Below are 17,098 nucleotides of genomic sequence, written 5' to 3' on the forward strand. Positions count from 1 at the left end.
TCTGATTTTCAGAGGGCTTTATTTAATTTATTTAATAATTTGCTTAGCTTCTTCTTTCTTCGCTTGTTTTGCTAATTTAGCTTCTTCTTTTTTAGCTTGCTTTGCTAATTCTTTTTCTTCTTTTTCTTTCTTAAAGCTAATTTCTTGAACTTGTATATTTACTTGAGAAACTTCTAATCCAGTCATTGTTTCAACTGTATTTTTAACATTTTCTTGTACTTTAAGTGATACATCTGGTATTGACATACCATATTCAATAGTTATAACTACATCTAAAGTAACTTTACTGTCTTCCATTTGGATTTTTACACCGTTGTTTTTAAGTAATTTATCTGTTAATGAAGTTATTGTCTCTACACCTTCTACTTCTAAAGCAGCTAATCCAGCTATTGTAACTATAACATCATTCGAAATTTTAACTTGCCCTAAATTATTGTTATTTTCCATGAGATTGTTACCCCCTGTATTAAGGTTTTTATAATTATATATTATCATAGCAAATTATAGTCAGTTTTGCAAGAAAATACCTCAGCATTTTCTGAGGTTTTAGTGATTATATATTATTATAACCTAAAAATAGTAATTTAAAATCAAATTATTAGTTTTGGCTATAACTATTCATTAATTTAATCTGATCATAAGATACTCCAGCTTGCTCTGCTACTAAGTCAAATATTCTTGCTGCCTCACTCTTAGATAAATCTGGTTTGTTTACTACTACATTCACATTACTTTCACCTATGTATACTAAAGCATTTTCAAACCCCTTAGCACTTAATAAATTTTCTATTTTTAATTCAGTTTCTTGATATTTAACAAGTTGAAGTTTCATATTAGATGCTTCTTCTCTTGACTTATCTGTAGTAGAAGGATTATTTATTATTTCATTTAATTCTTCTGATAAATCATTTCTTTGTTTTTCCCTTGTCATTTTCATATCAAGAATATATGTAGACTTACTCATGTTTTCCTTTGAAGTTAATTGTTCTTCTATTTCTTTACTTGTTTCCACTGCTTTATCTTTAACTTTATCACTTTCACTATCTTTACTATCTACAACAGTTATTTCTGCAGTCTCCTTACTATCTTCTTCATCCTTATCATTATTTTCTGTTTTTGTTTTATCCGTATTTTTATCTTGTTGTGCCTGTTCATAAGCCTCAAATTCTTTAGACACTGTAAGTGCTGATTGTTTACTTAACTGATAATTTATAACCCCAACAGCTATTAACATAGTAGACAGTGCTAATACAACAAAACCTCTATTTTTAAAATTAAATTTCATTTTTATCCTCCACCCCTTATTATTTAGCGTATATCTCTACTTGATGACCTGATATTTGTAGAGATGTTTTAACTGCATCATATAATAATTCTTTCACAGCTGGATCATTTGCTCCACTTGATACTACTATTACACCTTTTACTTTAGCTTCAGATGTTTTTAATACAACTGGATCATTTGAATTTGATGTAATCATTGTTTTATTTTCCGTTGAACTGGTAGTTGTTCTTTCTCCCCCGGAAGAATCCTGTTCTTTAGTAGTTTCTGTTGTTGTATTAGAATTATATGCTGGAACAATTTCTTCACTAGATTGGAAAGTAATCATAACATCCACATCTCCTGCTCCATTAATTTTACTTAGTATTTTTGTCAACTTACTTTCTAAGTCTTCCTTTTCTGTTTCAGTGGCAGATGTTTTAGACTCTGGCTCTGTACTCACATTTGCATCTTCTTTTTTTCCACCTGGTATTACTGATATGACTATGAGAGCTAATATACAAATTCCTGCTAAAAAAATTAATGGTTTCAATTTTTTCTTTTCCGTATCATTGAATAATTCGTTAAATTTTTTCAACCTACTCCAACTCCTCTTAATCAATTTCTATATCCTCAATGGATATATCTAGTACCTTTATCAAGTCTTCTTTTAGTTTGCTTTCTTTTAAGTTCAGCTCGCTTTTACTTCTAAATACTTCTTCTTCTTGTGTGTCATTAGATTGTATGTCCTTATTATTGTCATTATTACTGTTTTTTTCTTTTATTTTTATAGTTTCGATTTCTGACCCATTGATTATTAAATCTTCTAATTCATATCCATACTCGTCTAATTTGAGTTGTAACACACTTTTGAGACCATCTTCATATCCTTTGCTTAAATTTTCATTATTTGTTTTTCCTGCTAAATCATTATAACTATCCACATACATCTTTGAATAAGCACTCATTTTTTTTAATATCGTATCTTCCAATGACATGTTGTTTGAAAAAAAACTTACTAAAGGGCTTATTATCATAAACACGAAAATAAAATTACATACCAAATTTATATATGGTTTTACTTTAGTATCTGGCAAAATCATATCTACTATATTTATAATAAATGCCCCTACTATAATTGATATTACCCATTCTTTTATACTAGCAATAATATATCCCTCCCTTTTACTCTAAGTTGCTACTGCACTTATGGAAGTTAATATAGCTATAGTTACAAAAAACATTATTGTAACAGCAATAATTGTAGCCAAAATTATTATCATTAAATTTGATAATTCATTTAAGAAGGTTGATATGTTATCTTCCCCAATTGGTTCTATTACTATGGCACATACTTTATATACAAGTATTACTGAGAATATTTTTATTATTGGGATTAAGCATAGCCCTACTAAAATTACTAATCCTACCCCACCAAATACATTTTTTATAAGCTGAGACGAAGATAGCAATATATCAACAGAATCTGATACAAATCCGCCAACTACTGGAATAAAATTACCAACAGCAAATTTAGCTGTTTTTACTGTAAACTTATCAAAGGATGTAACATATAAACCTTGTATGGATACTAGTCCAAGGTACAAAGTGAATACAGCTCCTAAAGCTACTACATTAATTTGTTTGATAAATGATGATAATCTATTTAATTTGATATTATTAGTTACGTTATTTATTACTAATATGGCAAAAGCTAAAGATATGGCTACAAATACAAATTTTTTAAATACAATATTTATAGCTGCAATTCCTCCAATAAAAATTGGATTTAAGGCTGTAGATGTGATTGGAAATCCTACTAAAACTAAAAGCGAGATCATTATTGGTATAATTACATTAACAAGTCCTATAATATTTTCTATAGTTGAATAACATAAGGCCAATATATCTTTAAAACTAACAAGAGTTAATGTTACTACAGTTATAAAAACTATGTAATTTGTTACTGTGCTTATACTTGATGAGGAAAAAGAATTTTCTAAACTTTTTATTATGGATGATAGTAATGCTAATGCTAAAATACTTACTGCAATTTTAATACTAATTTTTATTTCTGAAAAAACTGCTGTTTTAATTTTGTTTTTATCAAATAAATCTAATATATTTGCATTTCCACTTATCAAGTCTTTTATATATGTTTTTAGATTTATGTCTTTTATTACATTGTCTTCTTTTACATATTTTTCTATTTCATCTATGTTTATTTTACTTAACTGATTATCTATATATAGATCTATGTTACTTTTAGTATCCTCATATTCTTCATCATTGTTCTTATCCTGTGCAAAGGATGCAGATGTAAAAGAGAATAAAATAATTAAAACAAGACCTAAAAATTTGTTTTTCATAATAAATCATTCTCCTACTTTAAATTAAACTTATTATAGTATCTACGATAGACAAAAGTATAGGGAATGACATTGTCATAATGATTATTTTCCCCCCAAACTCCAACTTAGTCGCAATGTTTTTTTCACCACAATCGTTGCAAAGAGAAACAGCAAACTCCATAATATAGCAAATACCAATCAACTTAATTATTAAACTTATGTACATAGCTGGAATATTTACCTTATCAGCTAAAGACTGTATTCCTTCAATTATAAAATTTAGCTTCATAACAACAGATAATAATATTATCACTCCTGCTGTTATTGCAACAAAATTTGCCATTTCTGGTCTATCTTTTTTTATAACTAAACAAAGTATGGTGGAAACCATTGCAATCCCAACTAATTGCATAACTTCCAAAGTATCTCCTCCTCTTTAGTAAAGTTGAAACATAGTTCTAACCGTATTAAATAAATCACTTATTTCTGTTATTACTAATCCCAAAACAATTACCACACCAACAAGAGTTGTAAGTGTTGCCCAGTCCTTTCTATCAACTTTTTCTAAGATCATATTTAATACTGATATTAATATACCAATACCTGCAACTTTTAATATCAATGCTATTTCCATAGTAACCTCCTAAATTAAAATTATTCCTATACAAATACCTATAAATGTTATCAGTTTCTTATAAAGTGAACCCTTTTTAAAAATTTCTTCTTTGCTATCGCTAGTAAATTTTTTTAAATTTTCGCAAGTTAAATCTATTAGTCTTTGCTGTGATTCTATATCACTTTGTCCCAAAGTTAAAAATAATTTTTTTAACTCATCTATTTCTTTGTTTTGTAAATTTGTATCCTTTTTCAGTTTTATAATGTTTTTATTCAACATCTCCTCTAAAGTTCTTCCATCTTCTTTCTTTAAATCTTCTTGCATATCTTTGCAAAAATTACAAAGGCAATAATCTTGTTTTAATGATGCTCTATAAAAAACTTCTTCTAATGTGTACAACCCAAAAGCCAAATCCATTCTGATTATCTCTAATATTCTAATAACTTCATTTAATTCCTTATGCCTTTTAATAAACGCTTTATGTATAATATCGCCAATAAGATAACTGGATCCTATTAAAATTCCTATGAAAAATATTTTAATTTGCAAAGTACCATCTCTTTTCTTGTAAATCATATATTTTTTCTACTGTTCCTGGTCCCCTTTTTGCAGAAAGTAAAATAACCTTTTTAAACAATTCTCCATCTAATAAATTATTTAATTCTTTTCTGTTTCTTATATCTTCAATGGAGTCACCATGTACTGTAGTTATAAGTCCAACACCTCCATTCAAGGCAGTATATAAAGCTTTTATATCTTTTTCCGTACCAATTTCATCAGTTACTATTACATTTGGTGACATAGATCTTAAAACCATCATTATTCCCACATCTTTGGGACAAGTTTCTATAATATCTGTCCTAATTCCCACATCCATTTGAGGTATTCCCAAATAAGAACCTGCTATTTCATTTCTTTCATCTATTAAGGCCAGATTTACACCCTTAAAGTCGTATTTCTCAATTCCACTGCTTAAACTCCTAACTATATCTCTTAAAAGTGTTGTTTTACCACACTGAGGTGGTGATATTATTATGGTGTTATTTATTTTAGTAGGACTTTTTATAATATGATCCATGACTTTATCAGAACAGTTTTTAACTTCCTTGGATATTCTTATATTTAAAGAAGATATATGTTTTATATTTTCAACTTTTCCATTTTCAACTATGGCTTTTCCAACTATACCTACCCTATGTCCTCCTCTTAAAGTTACAAATCCCTTTTTTATGTCATCCATAAATGAGTGAATAGAGTATTTGCATATAATTTGAAAAGTCTGATCCACATCTTCTTTAGTTACTATATAAGCCTTGTCCATATTTCTGTCCAATTTATTGTACTTTTCATTGTAAAAGTAGTCTTTTTGATTTCCGTTAATTATCAAAGGTTTGTTGATTCTCAGTCTTATTTCTTCAATATTCTCTCCTTGAATTGTTTTAATCTTATTCCTTAAATTAAGAGATAATGAATTAATAATTTCATCAGATAGTTTCATCACCTTGTCCTCCTCCCTTGTTTATAATATTTATATTTATTAGATGTATTAAATATTACTTTTAGAACAATTTTTATGTTCTTGAATCTGTTGACATTCTTATAGGCTGTGGTAGTATTTAATAATAATCAATTAAATTAAGGAGGGAAAATGATTTATTTATTATTAAAATATAGTATTCTTATCACTTTATCATTTACTGGAATTTTTCTTTCTTTTGGATATATTTATAGTCTTATTGAAAAAAGAAATAGTTTATATGTGTACTCAACTTTTGGCAGTAAAGGAATTTTATTTACTGGTGTAATTGGTACAGCTGTTCATGAAATCGGTCATTTAGTTATGTGTTTAATATTTCATCATAAAATAAGTAATTTTCAATTATTTAATTTTAGGGGATATAAGTATGAAGAAACTCTTGGATATGTTTCTCATAGATATAATGACAGAAGTTTATATGAGAAGGCTGGAAACTTTTTTATCGGTATAGGCCCCATGATATCGGGTACTTTATTTATAATTTTTTCTTTTAAATTATTGCTACCTTCTATTTATGAAAGCATTAATATTAATAGTTATTTTACTCACTTATCCTCAATAAATATTGAAAATACCATTTTTTTATTACTATCTCTAAGTAAAAACTTATTAATTTCTATTTTCAATATTAATAACTTGAGTAGTATTAATTTTTATATTTTTATTTACTTAATGTTTTGCATTTCATCACATATTTCCTTAAGTAAAAAAGATTTTGAGAATAGCAGTGTTGGTATACTATCATTATTTTTGATTTTCTTTGCAATTTGTTTAATTAGTATTTTTTTAAACTTCAATTTAAGTTACTTATTACTAATTTTCATGAATATGATAATATATATAATATTTTTCTTGGCAATGGGATTGATATTTTCTCTTGTTTCACTTTTTATTTCTTATTTTATTTACAACATAAAAAGATAAATATTTTAAAATTCATTGATTAATAGCATAAAAAATCCTTATCCAGTATTGGCTAAGGATTTTTTATTTATTCAAATTTGTAGCATCTATATAAATTCTCTCCACTATAAAATGAAAATGTAAAATATACTTCTCCTGTAGAATAGTTTTTTTCCATGGCAACCAAGTCTTGATTAACGCCTATTTGAGTTCCTACTCCGATTAGAAACACTTCATTCTCACTATCTAGCTCTTGTACAGAACCGGTATACTTATAAAACTCTTCCACATCATATACTTTAAAATCATTCACTCTTTTATTTTTTTCATCTATTTTCATTTTTATAGCTCTACTATTTTCATTTTCAACACCATTATCATAAATAGTTAAATATCCATCATCTGTAATTCTTGCATGATGTTGCCTTGAAAATAATTGTTCTTCAGTCAATCCAAATTCATCATATTTTCCTCCAAGTATCCATATAATTTCACCAGTTTGTCTATCTAATTTCACAACCGAGTCTGTATTTCTAAATGAACAAACAAAGTTATTATCACTTTGGTCTATTGTTATAGAGTTGAAATGAACATAGTCTAGAGGAGTATCATTTTCTTTACTAAAGGTATTATACTCTTCACTCATATAATAAAACTCTTCATAATCTGTACTAACCCACTGCCATATTACTTCATTATCTTTTACTTCTTGTAAAACTTGAGCAACTACTTGCGTTTTATTTCCATCACTTAACTCTTCTGGTATATTATCTGGTGTAACTACTTGATAGCTAGACAATATATAATGATTATCATCTATATAAATAAAATCATGATTTTCTAGAGAGTCTCCTTCATCTACCTCTCCATATCCACTCATTTTTATAGTATTTATTTCATTATAATTTTCATCCATAATTACTAGTTTGGTTGGAGAATATCCTACTCCACTAATTCTTTCACTATCCTTGTCAACAACTAAATATCCATATCTTATATCATGGTCTTGTATTACTATTTTTTTAAAATCAAAAGAATTAGATTCAACTTCTTTATAAAAAATAAGATTTCCATCATTATCTAATTTAAAAATATAATTATGTTTTTCATTATGGGTTGTTAAGTAGTACTCTCCTTCATAAGGACTATTCGCACTTACTTCATAGGCTGGGAAAACCGTGCTATAAGAGTTTATATAATAATTTGCATACTTATTTTGTCCCTTATATAAGACCGATATTTTTATTTTTTTATCTTCACTAATTTGATCAATATTAAAACCTATTTCTTTTTTCAATTCTATTTCTTTATCATCAATTTTAATTTTTTCAATCTTGTTTAAATTATTAATAGTTAATTTATTAGAAGTTGTAGAACTCAATTGTCCCACATTTAGACTGTTATATTCACCCTCTCCCTGGAAAAGTATATCACTTCCATTAATATTAATACTTAACGTATCCATTGCATTTATAGATGTTTTATTCTTGATTGTAATAAAACCTAAATATGATAATAGGATTGCAAAAGATAAACCTAAAATTGACATTAATTTTTTCCTTTTTCTCATTCTATTCCTCCACTATAGTTTCTTTTTTATAATATCTAAAATAGTTGAATAGCAAATGAATTTATTTTATATTTAAAATGAATTTTTTTCTCTTTATATGATATAATCGTGAATAAATTAAAATAAAAACTCAAATTAGATTCAAATTATTAGGAGGTAAAAAGTTTGATATCAATTATTTCACCTGCCAAAAATATGAGGAATATTAAAATTAATAATATAATTGCTAAAACTATAGGCACAAATAGATATTTTACAAATGAAACAAAAGAAATAGTCCAAGTATTGAAGTCTTTAAGCCCATATGATATACAGTCTTTAATGAAAGTTAATGAAAAGATAGCATTTCAGTCTTATGCATATTTTCAAGATTTTAATTTCCAAGAAGAAGGTGTGTGTGGTCTTTTGGCTTATGATGGTTTAGTTTTTAAAAATATAAAGGCTGAAGATTTTTCTCAAGAAGATTTTGAATTTGCTAATAATCATATAAAAATTTTAGATGCATTTTATGGTGTGGTAAATCCTTTAGATGAAGTTTTACCTTATAGACTAGAAATGCAATATCCCATAAAAATCCATGACAAAAATCTTTATAAATTTTGGGGTGATAAAATATATAATAAATTATATAGTGAAGATAATGTGATTGTTAACTTAGCTTCTGAAGAATATGCAAAGACCGTAAGAAGATTTTTAAAAGAAAATGATATATTTATCGATATAGATTTTAAAATCCATAAGGATGGAAAATTAAAGACTCCTGCAACTTTAGCAAAAATGGCTAGGGGCCAAATGATAAAATATATAGTTGAAAATAAAATAAATGATCCTAAAGAATTAAAAAACTTTAAATTTAATAATTATAAGTTTTCTCATAATTTATCAACTAGTAGAAAATTTGTTTTCATAAAAGAAGATTAGAATAAAAAAACTTCCAAATTGATTGGAAGTTTTTTTAACGTGATTTTTTATTAGTTTTGTTCTTTGTTTTCATTAGATTTTGCATCTTCATTTTTTGCTTGTAAATATGATTCTATATCTTCTACCACATTACCATTTACAAAGTGTATAGCTTGATTTATAGCATTTTTTATAGCTTTTGAGTCTGAACTTCCATGAGCTTTTATTACTCCACCTTTTACTCCTAAGAAAGGAGCTCCACCATATTCAGAATAGTCTAGAAATGCTTTTAGTTTTCTTAAGTCTTCTTTTATTAATAATGCTCCAAGCTTTCCTTTTGTGCTGCTCATTAAAGTCTCCTTCATAAGCTTCATCATTCCCATTGCTACGCCTTCACAAGTTTTTAACATTATATTACCTGTAAAACCATCACAAACTATTACATCAGCTTTAGATTCTATAACATCTCTACCTTCCACATTACCTATAAAATTTAAATCCATATTTTTTAATTCTTCATAAGCAGTTTTTACTAACTCATTTCCTTTTCCTTCTTCACCTCCGATGTTTGCAAGGCCAACTCTTGGATTTTCCATATTTAACACTTTTTTAAGATAAATATTGGCCATAATAGCAAATTCACTTAAATTTCTAGGCTTACAATCTGCATTAGCGCCACCATCTGCTATTATAGTCATACTTCCTTTTATATTTGGCATACAAGGACAAAGACAAGGTCTGTCTATTCCTTTTATTCTCCCTACTACTAAAGTAGCTCCTGTAAGTAAAGCTCCCGTACTACCTGCTGATACTATAGCATTAGCTTGATTTTCTTTTACTAGATTTAAACCTACAACCATAGATGAATCTTTTTTTCTTCTTATTGCTTGAACTGGTTTATCTTCATTTTCTATAACTTCTGTAGTATGTACTATTTCTAACTTACTTCTATCAAATTCATATGATGCAAACTCTTTTTCAAGAATTTCTTTATCTCCTGTGATTACTATTTCTACATTATATTCTTTTATAGCATCAACAACTCCACCTACTATGGCTTTAGGAGCATTATCTCCACCCATTCCATCTACTACTATTCTCATAATTACCTCCTCGTACATTTATGTATAAATTTATATATAACTACAAAATATTATTAGTATTTTACAGTAATTATTTTATTTTTCAACTTCATTTACTTTTATATTTTAACAAAAAAACATGTAGATTACTCTACATGTTTTTAAAAATATCATTATTCAGATACTATTTCTTTACCTTTGTAATGTCCACAATCTGGACAAACTCTATGTGGTAATTTTGGTTCATGACATTGTGGACACTCTACGAATCCTGTTGCTGTCATTTTTGAGTTAGCCGCTCTTCTCATTTTAGTTTTTGATTTAGCTGTTTTACGCTTAGGTACTGCCATTTAAGCCACCTCCTTAGTCATTTTTAAATAAATCTTTTAATTTAGCAAAACGTGGATCTATATCATCCTCGTCATTGGCAATTTGGCTACATGCACAAGTTTCCCTATTTAGGTTAGCTCCACAGTTTTGACAAAGCCCTTCGCAGTCTTCTTTGCAAAGAGATTGCACTGGTAAATTAAAAACTAATGTCTGTCCTATTATGTCAAGTAAATTTACTTCATCACCGTCAATAATAAAAGCATCATAATCTTCAAACTCATCTTCGTCAAAATCTTCTTTCACCAAGAAACCTTCTATAGCATATTCTATTGGTACTTTAACTTCATCTAAACACCTAGCACAATTGTCTATTATTTCGAAACTAACATTAGCATCTAAGTAATATCCTTTATTAGTTCTAGATATTTTACCTATTAGGTTTAACGGTGAAGCTATTCTATATGTGTTCTCACAATAATTAATAGTATCAATTTTTTGTGAAAAATTCAAGTCTATTTTATCAGTTTCTTTTCTATCTAACTTATCTAGACTAATTATCATACTTTCACCTCGTTATATTACCAAATTTATTATACAAATCTAGTCAATGTTTGTCAAGTATTTTTACTTGATAGTTAAAAATAAGATTTTAATACTTTACTTGTAAATATCTTCTGTAAATATCATCAAAATATGTTATTAAAATTATTTTAAGGTAGGTCCAAGCCTACCTTAAAATTTAGAATATTTTTAATAAATAAAATATTTTATAATTATTTAACTAATGCTAAAGTATCTCTAGCTATCATTAATTCTTCGTTTGTAGGTACTAATAATATTTTAACTGCAGAATCTTCTGTAGATATTACTCTTTCTTTACCTCTAACTTTGTTAGCTTCTTTGTCTAATTTCATTCCTAAGAATTCCATATTTGAAGCTATAGATTCTCTTATTTCTATTCCGTTTTCACCAACACCAGCAGTGAATACTACAGCGTCTACACCGTTCATTTCAGCGGCATAAGAACCTATATATTTTTTAACTTTTTGTACATATGCATCTAAAGCAACTTGAGCTTTTTCATCACCTTTTTCTGCTGCACCTTCTATATCTCTAAAGTCAGAAGATATACCAGTCATTCCATATACTCCTGATTGTTTATTCATTATTGCATCTAATTGATCAGCATTTAAGTTTTCTTTTCTCATTAAGAATGGTAATATAGCAGCATCTATATCTCCACATCTAGTTCCCATTATTAAACCTTCTAATGGAGTGAATCCCATAGAAGTATCTACACATTTACCACCATCAACAGCAGCTATAGAAGCTCCGTTTCCTAAGTGACAAGTTACTATTTTAAGATCTTTTATGTCTTTTCCTAACATATCTGCAGCTCTTTGAGATACATATTTATGAGAAGTTCCGTGGAATCCATATCTTCTTACACCGTATTTAGTGTATAACTCATGTGGTAAACCATATAAGTAAGATTTTTTAGGCATTGTTTGATGGAATGCAGTATCAAATACAGCTACCATTGGTACTCCTGGAAGTATTGCTTTACAAGCATCTATTCCCATTATGTTAGCTGGGTTGTGAAGTGGAGCTAAGTCTATACATTCTTTTAAAGCAGCTTCTACTTCGTCAGTTATAACAACTGAAGTTGCAAATTTTTCACCAGCATGAACAACTCTGTGTCCTACTGCTTCTACTTCTTTAATATCTTTTACACCACCGTAAGTTGGGTCAACTACAGCATCTAAAACTAATTTTATAGCTTCTTCGTGGTTTTTCATTGGTTGTTCAACTATGTATTTACCTTCCACACCATCTTTTTCTTGCTTAAGTATAGAACCTTCTATACCTATTCTTTCTACTAATCCTACACATAATACTGCTTCATTTTCCATATCTATTAATTGATATTTTAATGAAGAACTACCACAGTTTAATACTAATACTTTCATTATTAGCAATCCTCCTTAAAAATTTAAAAATTTTCCTTAAATTAATATTCAAAATAACTATTTAACTTTATATTGTCAATCATAATAAATATAACACCTTTTTAATTAAAAGTACATACTATTTATAAAAATATCCTTTATGTAATATTTAAATATTACGACATAACTCTATTATCTTATTGTATATTTGGTATAATAAATAATTAAATTTAACTTTCAAAATAAGATGTCTTACTTATTATTCATATAATAAAATACATTTATGTTCCATATAACATATTTTATATTATTCTATTATTATCAAGTATTTCCTCTATTTTTGTCAACTTTTTAAAAAAAATATACTAATATGTAGTAAAAATTACTATAAGGAGGATTGTATGAATTTATTAGGATTAATCGTTGAGTACAACCCATTTCATAATGGTCATGAATATCATTTAGAGAAATCAAAAGAAAAAACAAATGCAACTCATACCCTTGCCATAATGAGTGGTTCTTTCTTACAAAGAGGTGAACCTGCTTTATTTGATAAATATACAAGAGCAGAAATGGCAGTAAAAAGTGGTGTAGATTTAGTAATAGAGCTTCCAACTCTATATGCTTGCCAAAGTGCAGAAATCTTCTCACATGGAGCTATAACTACCTTAAACTCTCTTAATTGTGTTAATTCAGTTTGTTTTGGTAGCGAAGAAGGTAGTGTGAAAATTTTAAATACCATAGCAGAAATTTTAGTTCATGAACCTAAAGAATTTAAATCAACTTTGAAAAAATATTTAGGCGATGGTCACGTTTTCCCCGTTGCAAGAAGTAAAGCCTTATATGAATATATTAAAACACAAAATCTTTTACATATAGATGAAAATGAACTTCAACAAATTTTGAATTCTTCTAATAATATTTTAGGTATTGAATATATTAAAAGTTTAATCAAATTAAATAGCACCATTAAACCTTACACTATTACTAGAGTTGCTTCAGAATATAATTCTAGTGTTATAAGTAGTAGTATTTGTTCAGCTACAGCTATAAGAAATTCTTTAAAGGATAGTACTGATTTAAAACATATTGAAAATGTTGTCCCAAAAGCAACCTTTAATGAAATAAACAGTAAAATTAATAGCAATTTTACCCCTATATTTGATCACATGTTTTACAATATATTATCATCTATTATCATTAGAGATTATGAAAATTTACATAACTACTTTGAAGTAAATGAAGGTATTGAAAATAAAATTTATTCAAATATATTTACATCTTCTAATTTAGAAGAATTAATAAATTCCACAAAATCAAAACGTTATACCATGACTAAAATAAAAAGAACTTTAAATAATATTTTATTAGGTATTACAAAAGAAGATATTATAAGCGTAAAAGACCTAAATTCAGTTCCTTACATTAGGGTTTTAGCTTTTAATAGTAAAGGTCGTGAAATCATAAAAAAAATTAAAACCTCTAGCGATATACAAATCATCACTAAATTTTCAAAAATAAGTCATGTTGACGACACTATATTTAAAACACTTATCAAATATGACTTAAAATCTAGTAATATGTATAATCTTGTTTATTATAAAAATAATAAACACTTATTAAAAGGGCCAATAGATTATTATTTATCACCTAAATATTTGCCATAATTAAAAAGAAAAGGATTATCTATATAGTCCTTTTCTTTTTAATTACTGAATTTTTCATATTTTACTTTTAAAATTAATATAATACCTTAAAGTCTTTATTATATAGGTGATTTTATGAACATATCAAAATTAACAAAATATTTTTTACCCAAAATCATAGTTTTATTATTAATCATTGGGATCATAATTTTTCCCAACGATTCCATTGAAGCTGCAAAGAATGGAATACATATATGGGTTAATATATTGATGCCCTCTTTACTTCCTTTTATAATTGGTGCTAATTTAATAGTTTCATTGAAGGTTGTTGATATTATAGGTGCTATAATAAACCCCATAACACAGCTTATTTTTAATGTGTCTGGTAAAAGTGCATTGGTTTTTGCTATTTCAGCTGTATCAGGTTATCCTGTTGGAGCTAGACTAGCCTCTGATTTAAGGTTAGAGCAAGATATTTCTCAATATGAGGGGCAAAGATTAGTGTCTTTTTGTTCCACATCTGGTCCTTTATTCATAATTGGTGCAGTTGCTGTTGGCATGTTAAATGATGCATCCTTAGGATATGTAATGCTCATATGTCATTACTTAGGCGCCATAACCGTCGGTTTACTTTTTAGACGATACGGAAAAGAAAAAAGAGAAAAATCAAATAAAACCATAATAAATAATATAAAATACATAATTAATACTCCTGAAAAAGATGGTTTTTTTATTTCTTTTGGGAATTCCGTTGTAACTGGTGTAAATACGTTGTTGGCTGTTGGTGGTTTTGTAATAATTTTTTCTGTTGTTTTTAAAATATTAGTTTTATTCAATATAATAGATGGTATATCTACTATACTATGTTTTTTCTTTTCTTTTTTAGGTATAACAAAAGAAGTTTGTTCTGCTTTTATTAGTGGATTATTTGAAATAACTATAGGTTGCAATAATGTTGCTAATATTACATATATCTCTGAGGCAATTAAAGCTAGTTTATGTAGTTTTATTATAGGTTTTAGTGGTTTATCTATATTAGCTCAATGTTGTAGCTTTATAGCTAAAACAGACATTAAAACTAATATCTACATATTCAACAAATTTTTACACGGTATATTTGCAGCTTTATATACTTTTTTACTTTACCCTGTAAGTAAAAATTATTTACCTGTTTCAAATTTTTCATCTATTTATGATTCTATTTATAATAACAGCATTCTAAATCATTATTTTTATAACTTTAAAATATTTCTAATTGTAACTGTAATTATTTATATAATATTTAATCTATATTTTTTATACATAACAAGGGATTAATTTATAAAATAAGGAAAGCTCCCAATTCAACTGGGAGCTTATTTTCTATTCTTCTCTTAATTCTCTTTTATTTCTTTTTACGATTTCCAAAGTTTCAATTAAATTTTGTTCAACAGAACTTATTACATCTTCTGCATATTCAATAGAACCTTCTCTAATTTCAAGTGCATATGACTCTGCTTTACTTATAATTTCTGAAGCTCTTTCTTTAGCTTTTTCTACTACTTCATTAGATTCTACAATATCATCAAATTGCTGTTTAAGATTTTCTTCGAACTTCTCTCCTTCTCTAGCCTTAATTTGAGCTTCCTGGTTAGCTTGTTCTATAATTTGTTCTGCTTCTGCTTTTGCTTCTGTTATTATTCTTTGTCTTTCTCTATTTATCCATATTGCTTGATTTACTTCCTCTGGCATTAATGCTTTTATATCATTAATTATAGCAAGAATTTCTTCTTTTTCTATACTAATTGATTTCCTTGCCAAGCCTTTAAGCGGTGCATTTTCTATTAATTCTTCTAGCTCTTGAAATAAATCCATAATTTCTAAATCTATTTTCATACTAATCCCCCTAAATTACTATTTCGTCTTATTTTCTATTGCCTTAATAACTTCTTTAGGCACTAAATTCTTAACATCGGCTCCAAAGTTTAAAACTTCTTTAATTAATGACGAACTTACAAAAGAGTACTGTTTGTTAGTTGGTAAGAATATTGTTTCAATGTCAGGATTTAATTCTTTGTTCATATGAGCCATTTGTAGCTCATAATTGACATCGTCTTCACTTCTTACTCCTCTAACTAAAGTATCTATTCCATGTTCTTTACAATAATTAACTAGTAAACCTTGGAATTCAATAACTTTAATATTATTTAACTCTTTTGTACAAATCTTAATTAACTCAACTCTTTCTTCTAATGTAAAAAGCCCCTTTTTATTAGGATTTATAAGTACTCCTATTTGTAATTCATCAAATAATTTGGCAGCTCTAAAAATTATATCTAAGTGTCCATTTGTAATTGGATCAAAACTACCAGCAAATATTGCTTTACGCATTGGTTTGTCCATGCTATTCCTCCACTTTATAGAATGTTAATGCTGTATTTCCATATTTTTTGTCTCTGCTTTTATATAACCTGCCAATATTATCTGGAAACTTATCTTTAGTATCATGTTCTACAACAATAATCCCATCTTCTTTTAAAAGGCTATTGTTATCTATACTACCTAATGCATCACTAAACATATTCTTATAATATGGAGGGTCCATAAATATAACATCAAATTTTTCATTTTTTAAAGCTAGAGAATTTATAGCACTTTTAAAATCTAAATTTAATACTATGCTTTCATTCTCAACTCTCGCCTTTTTTATATTAGACTTTACAATATTTATACTTTCCTTACTATTATCTATAAAAATACATTTATTCGCTCCTCTTGATAAACACTCAATTCCTAAAGAACCTGTACCAGCAAATAAATCTAATATATTACTATCCATTATATATGGATTAATTATATTAAATAAAGATTCTTTAACTCTATCTGTTGTAGGTCTTACGTCATCATTTTTAGGAGCATTTAATTTTAGTCCTCTTGCTTTTCCTGAAATAACTCTCAAAATCATGTCTCCTTT

Annotated in this window: 20 protein-coding genes; 3 read left to right on the forward strand and 17 right to left on the reverse strand. The window is 27.2% G+C overall.

The window, feature by feature from the left end; all coding sequences use genetic code 11:
• Positions 1-27: 27 nt before the first annotated feature.
• The 10 genes from TVTCOM_RS14315 to TVTCOM_RS14360 all read right to left on the reverse strand — a co-directional run bounded on the left by TVTCOM_RS14315 (position 28) and on the right by TVTCOM_RS14360 (position 8,238).
• Complete coding sequence (locus TVTCOM_RS14315; protein WP_434796951.1) at positions 28-447, reverse strand: Asp23/Gls24 family envelope stress response protein; 420 nt, start codon at positions 445-447, stop codon at positions 28-30.
• 151 nt (positions 448-598) lie between these two features.
• A complete protein-coding gene (locus tag TVTCOM_RS14320; RefSeq protein WP_434796952.1) occupies positions 599-1,285 on the reverse strand; it encodes a SpoIIIAH-like family protein in 687 nt (228 codons plus the stop codon).
• 19 nt (positions 1,286-1,304) lie between these two features.
• Positions 1,305-1,859, reverse strand: a complete 555-nt coding sequence (locus TVTCOM_RS14325) for a stage III sporulation protein AG (RefSeq protein ID WP_434796953.1) — start codon at positions 1,857-1,859, stop codon at positions 1,305-1,307.
• Between the two features lie 16 nt (positions 1,860-1,875).
• Positions 1,876-2,364 (reverse strand): stage III sporulation protein AF, encoded by a 489-nt coding sequence (locus TVTCOM_RS14330; RefSeq protein WP_434796954.1) that lies wholly within the window; start codon positions 2,362-2,364, stop codon positions 1,876-1,878.
• An 87-nt stretch (positions 2,365-2,451) separates the two neighbouring features.
• The gene (spoIIIAE, locus tag TVTCOM_RS14335) at positions 2,452-3,630 is read right to left on the reverse strand and encodes a stage III sporulation protein AE (protein ID WP_434796955.1); all 1,179 of its coding nucleotides are present in this window, start codon (positions 3,628-3,630) and stop codon (positions 2,452-2,454) included.
• A gap of 19 nt (positions 3,631-3,649) precedes the next feature.
• The gene (gene spoIIIAD, locus TVTCOM_RS14340; protein WP_434799749.1) at positions 3,650-4,024 is read right to left on the reverse strand and encodes a stage III sporulation protein AD; all 375 of its coding nucleotides are present in this window, start codon (positions 4,022-4,024) and stop codon (positions 3,650-3,652) included.
• 24 nt (positions 4,025-4,048) lie between these two features.
• Entirely contained in the window at positions 4,049-4,246 is a 198-nt protein-coding gene (spoIIIAC, locus tag TVTCOM_RS14345; protein ID WP_018589775.1) for a stage III sporulation protein AC, read from the reverse strand.
• Positions 4,247-4,255: 9 nt separating this feature from the next.
• Entirely contained in the window at positions 4,256-4,804 is a 549-nt protein-coding gene (locus tag TVTCOM_RS14350) for a stage III sporulation protein AB (protein ID WP_434796956.1), read from the reverse strand.
• On the reverse strand, positions 4,767-5,726 hold the full coding sequence (gene spoIIIAA / locus TVTCOM_RS14355) for a stage III sporulation protein AA (RefSeq protein WP_434796957.1): 960 nt from the start codon (positions 5,724-5,726) through the stop codon (positions 4,767-4,769). The genes TVTCOM_RS14350 and spoIIIAA overlap by 38 nt, the downstream gene beginning before the upstream one ends.
• 1,030 nt (positions 5,727-6,756) lie before the next feature.
• On the reverse strand, positions 6,757-8,238 hold the full coding sequence (locus TVTCOM_RS14360) for an aryl-sulfate sulfotransferase (RefSeq protein ID WP_434796958.1): 1,482 nt from the start codon (positions 8,236-8,238) through the stop codon (positions 6,757-6,759).
• Positions 8,239-8,403: 165 nt separating this feature from the next.
• Between TVTCOM_RS14360 and yaaA the strand changes: the two genes are divergently transcribed.
• Positions 8,404-9,159, forward strand: coding sequence for a peroxide stress protein YaaA (gene yaaA / locus TVTCOM_RS14365; RefSeq protein WP_434796959.1), 756 nt, complete (start codon positions 8,404-8,406; stop codon positions 9,157-9,159).
• A 50-nt stretch (positions 9,160-9,209) separates the two neighbouring features.
• Here yaaA and plsX read toward each other — a convergent pair whose 3' ends face one another.
• From plsX to TVTCOM_RS14385, 4 genes are all read right to left on the reverse strand, one after another.
• Positions 9,210-10,241: a phosphate acyltransferase PlsX gene (gene plsX / locus TVTCOM_RS14370; RefSeq protein WP_434796960.1), complete on the reverse strand. Its 1,032-nt coding sequence runs from the start codon at positions 10,239-10,241 to the stop codon at positions 9,210-9,212.
• A 152-nt stretch (positions 10,242-10,393) separates the two neighbouring features.
• A complete protein-coding gene (gene rpmF / locus TVTCOM_RS14375) occupies positions 10,394-10,570 on the reverse strand; it encodes a 50S ribosomal protein L32 (protein ID WP_018589781.1) in 177 nt (58 codons plus the stop codon).
• Positions 10,571-10,583: 13 nt separating this feature from the next.
• Positions 10,584-11,111, reverse strand: coding sequence for a YceD family protein (locus TVTCOM_RS14380; RefSeq protein ID WP_434796961.1), 528 nt, complete (start codon positions 11,109-11,111; stop codon positions 10,584-10,586).
• A 212-nt stretch (positions 11,112-11,323) separates the two neighbouring features.
• On the reverse strand, positions 11,324-12,520 hold the full coding sequence (locus tag TVTCOM_RS14385) for an acetate/propionate family kinase (protein ID WP_434796962.1): 1,197 nt from the start codon (positions 12,518-12,520) through the stop codon (positions 11,324-11,326).
• A gap of 380 nt (positions 12,521-12,900) precedes the next feature.
• Here TVTCOM_RS14385 and TVTCOM_RS14390 point away from each other — a divergent pair, with 380 nt between their 5' ends.
• Both TVTCOM_RS14390 and ylbJ read left to right on the forward strand, forming a co-directional pair.
• A complete protein-coding gene (locus TVTCOM_RS14390; RefSeq protein ID WP_434796963.1) occupies positions 12,901-14,166 on the forward strand; it encodes a nucleotidyltransferase in 1,266 nt (421 codons plus the stop codon).
• Between the two features lie 114 nt (positions 14,167-14,280).
• Positions 14,281-15,462, forward strand: coding sequence for a sporulation integral membrane protein YlbJ (gene ylbJ / locus TVTCOM_RS14395; protein WP_434796964.1), 1,182 nt, complete (start codon positions 14,281-14,283; stop codon positions 15,460-15,462).
• A 45-nt stretch (positions 15,463-15,507) separates the two neighbouring features.
• Here the strand turns inward: ylbJ and TVTCOM_RS14400 are convergent, their stop codons facing one another.
• The 3 genes from TVTCOM_RS14400 to rsmD are packed head-to-tail and all read right to left on the reverse strand — an operon-like array spanning position 15,508 to position 17,083.
• Positions 15,508-16,020: a hypothetical protein gene (locus TVTCOM_RS14400; RefSeq protein ID WP_434796965.1), complete on the reverse strand. Its 513-nt coding sequence runs from the start codon at positions 16,018-16,020 to the stop codon at positions 15,508-15,510.
• Between the two features lie 18 nt (positions 16,021-16,038).
• On the reverse strand, positions 16,039-16,527 hold the full coding sequence (gene coaD / locus TVTCOM_RS14405; protein WP_434796966.1) for a pantetheine-phosphate adenylyltransferase: 489 nt from the start codon (positions 16,525-16,527) through the stop codon (positions 16,039-16,041).
• 1 nt (position 16,528) lies between these two features.
• Positions 16,529-17,083, reverse strand: a complete 555-nt coding sequence (rsmD, locus tag TVTCOM_RS14410) for a 16S rRNA (guanine(966)-N(2))-methyltransferase RsmD (protein WP_434796967.1) — start codon at positions 17,081-17,083, stop codon at positions 16,529-16,531.
• Between the last annotated feature and the right edge of the window lie 15 nt (positions 17,084-17,098).

Origin of the sequence: Terrisporobacter vanillatitrophus, assembly GCF_051148895.1 — a bacterium.
In the GTDB taxonomy this organism is placed as follows: domain Bacteria; phylum Bacillota; class Clostridia; order Peptostreptococcales; family Peptostreptococcaceae; genus Terrisporobacter; species Terrisporobacter vanillatitrophus.

Excerpts from the sequence above, each read along its gene's own strand:
- TVTCOM_RS14315 (WP_434796951.1), bottom strand. The coding sequence starts at position 447 with ATGGAAAATAACAATAATTTAGGGCAAGTTAAAATTTCGAATGATGTT.
- TVTCOM_RS14320 (WP_434796952.1), bottom strand. The coding sequence starts at position 1,285 with ATGAAATTTAATTTTAAAAATAGAGGTTTTGTTGTATTAGCACTGTCT.
- TVTCOM_RS14330 (WP_434796954.1), bottom strand. The coding sequence starts at position 2,364 with ATGATTTTGCCAGATACTAAAGTAAAACCATATATAAATTTGGTATGT.
- spoIIIAE (WP_434796955.1), bottom strand. The coding sequence starts at position 3,630 with ATGAAAAACAAATTTTTAGGTCTTGTTTTAATTATTTTATTCTCTTTT.
- spoIIIAD (WP_434799749.1), bottom strand. The coding sequence starts at position 4,024 with ATGCAATTAGTTGGGATTGCAATGGTTTCCACCATACTTTGTTTAGTT.
- spoIIIAC (WP_018589775.1), bottom strand. The coding sequence starts at position 4,246 with ATGGAAATAGCATTGATATTAAAAGTTGCAGGTATTGGTATATTAATA.
- TVTCOM_RS14350 (WP_434796956.1), bottom strand. The coding sequence starts at position 4,804 with ATGATTTACAAGAAAAGAGATGGTACTTTGCAAATTAAAATATTTTTC.
- spoIIIAA (WP_434796957.1), bottom strand. The coding sequence starts at position 5,726 with ATGAAACTATCTGATGAAATTATTAATTCATTATCTCTTAATTTAAGG.
- TVTCOM_RS14360 (WP_434796958.1), bottom strand. The coding sequence starts at position 8,238 with ATGAGAAAAAGGAAAAAATTAATGTCAATTTTAGGTTTATCTTTTGCA.
- plsX (WP_434796960.1), bottom strand. The coding sequence starts at position 10,241 with ATGAGAATAGTAGTAGATGGAATGGGTGGAGATAATGCTCCTAAAGCC.
- rpmF (WP_018589781.1), bottom strand. The coding sequence starts at position 10,570 with ATGGCAGTACCTAAGCGTAAAACAGCTAAATCAAAAACTAAAATGAGA.
- TVTCOM_RS14380 (WP_434796961.1), bottom strand. The coding sequence starts at position 11,111 with ATGATAATTAGTCTAGATAAGTTAGATAGAAAAGAAACTGATAAAATA.
- TVTCOM_RS14385 (WP_434796962.1), bottom strand. The coding sequence starts at position 12,520 with ATGAAAGTATTAGTATTAAACTGTGGTAGTTCTTCATTAAAATATCAA.
- TVTCOM_RS14390 (WP_434796963.1), top strand. The coding sequence starts at position 12,901 with ATGAATTTATTAGGATTAATCGTTGAGTACAACCCATTTCATAATGGT.
- ylbJ (WP_434796964.1), top strand. The coding sequence starts at position 14,281 with ATGAACATATCAAAATTAACAAAATATTTTTTACCCAAAATCATAGTT.
- TVTCOM_RS14400 (WP_434796965.1), bottom strand. The coding sequence starts at position 16,020 with ATGAAAATAGATTTAGAAATTATGGATTTATTTCAAGAGCTAGAAGAA.
- coaD (WP_434796966.1), bottom strand. The coding sequence starts at position 16,527 with ATGGACAAACCAATGCGTAAAGCAATATTTGCTGGTAGTTTTGATCCA.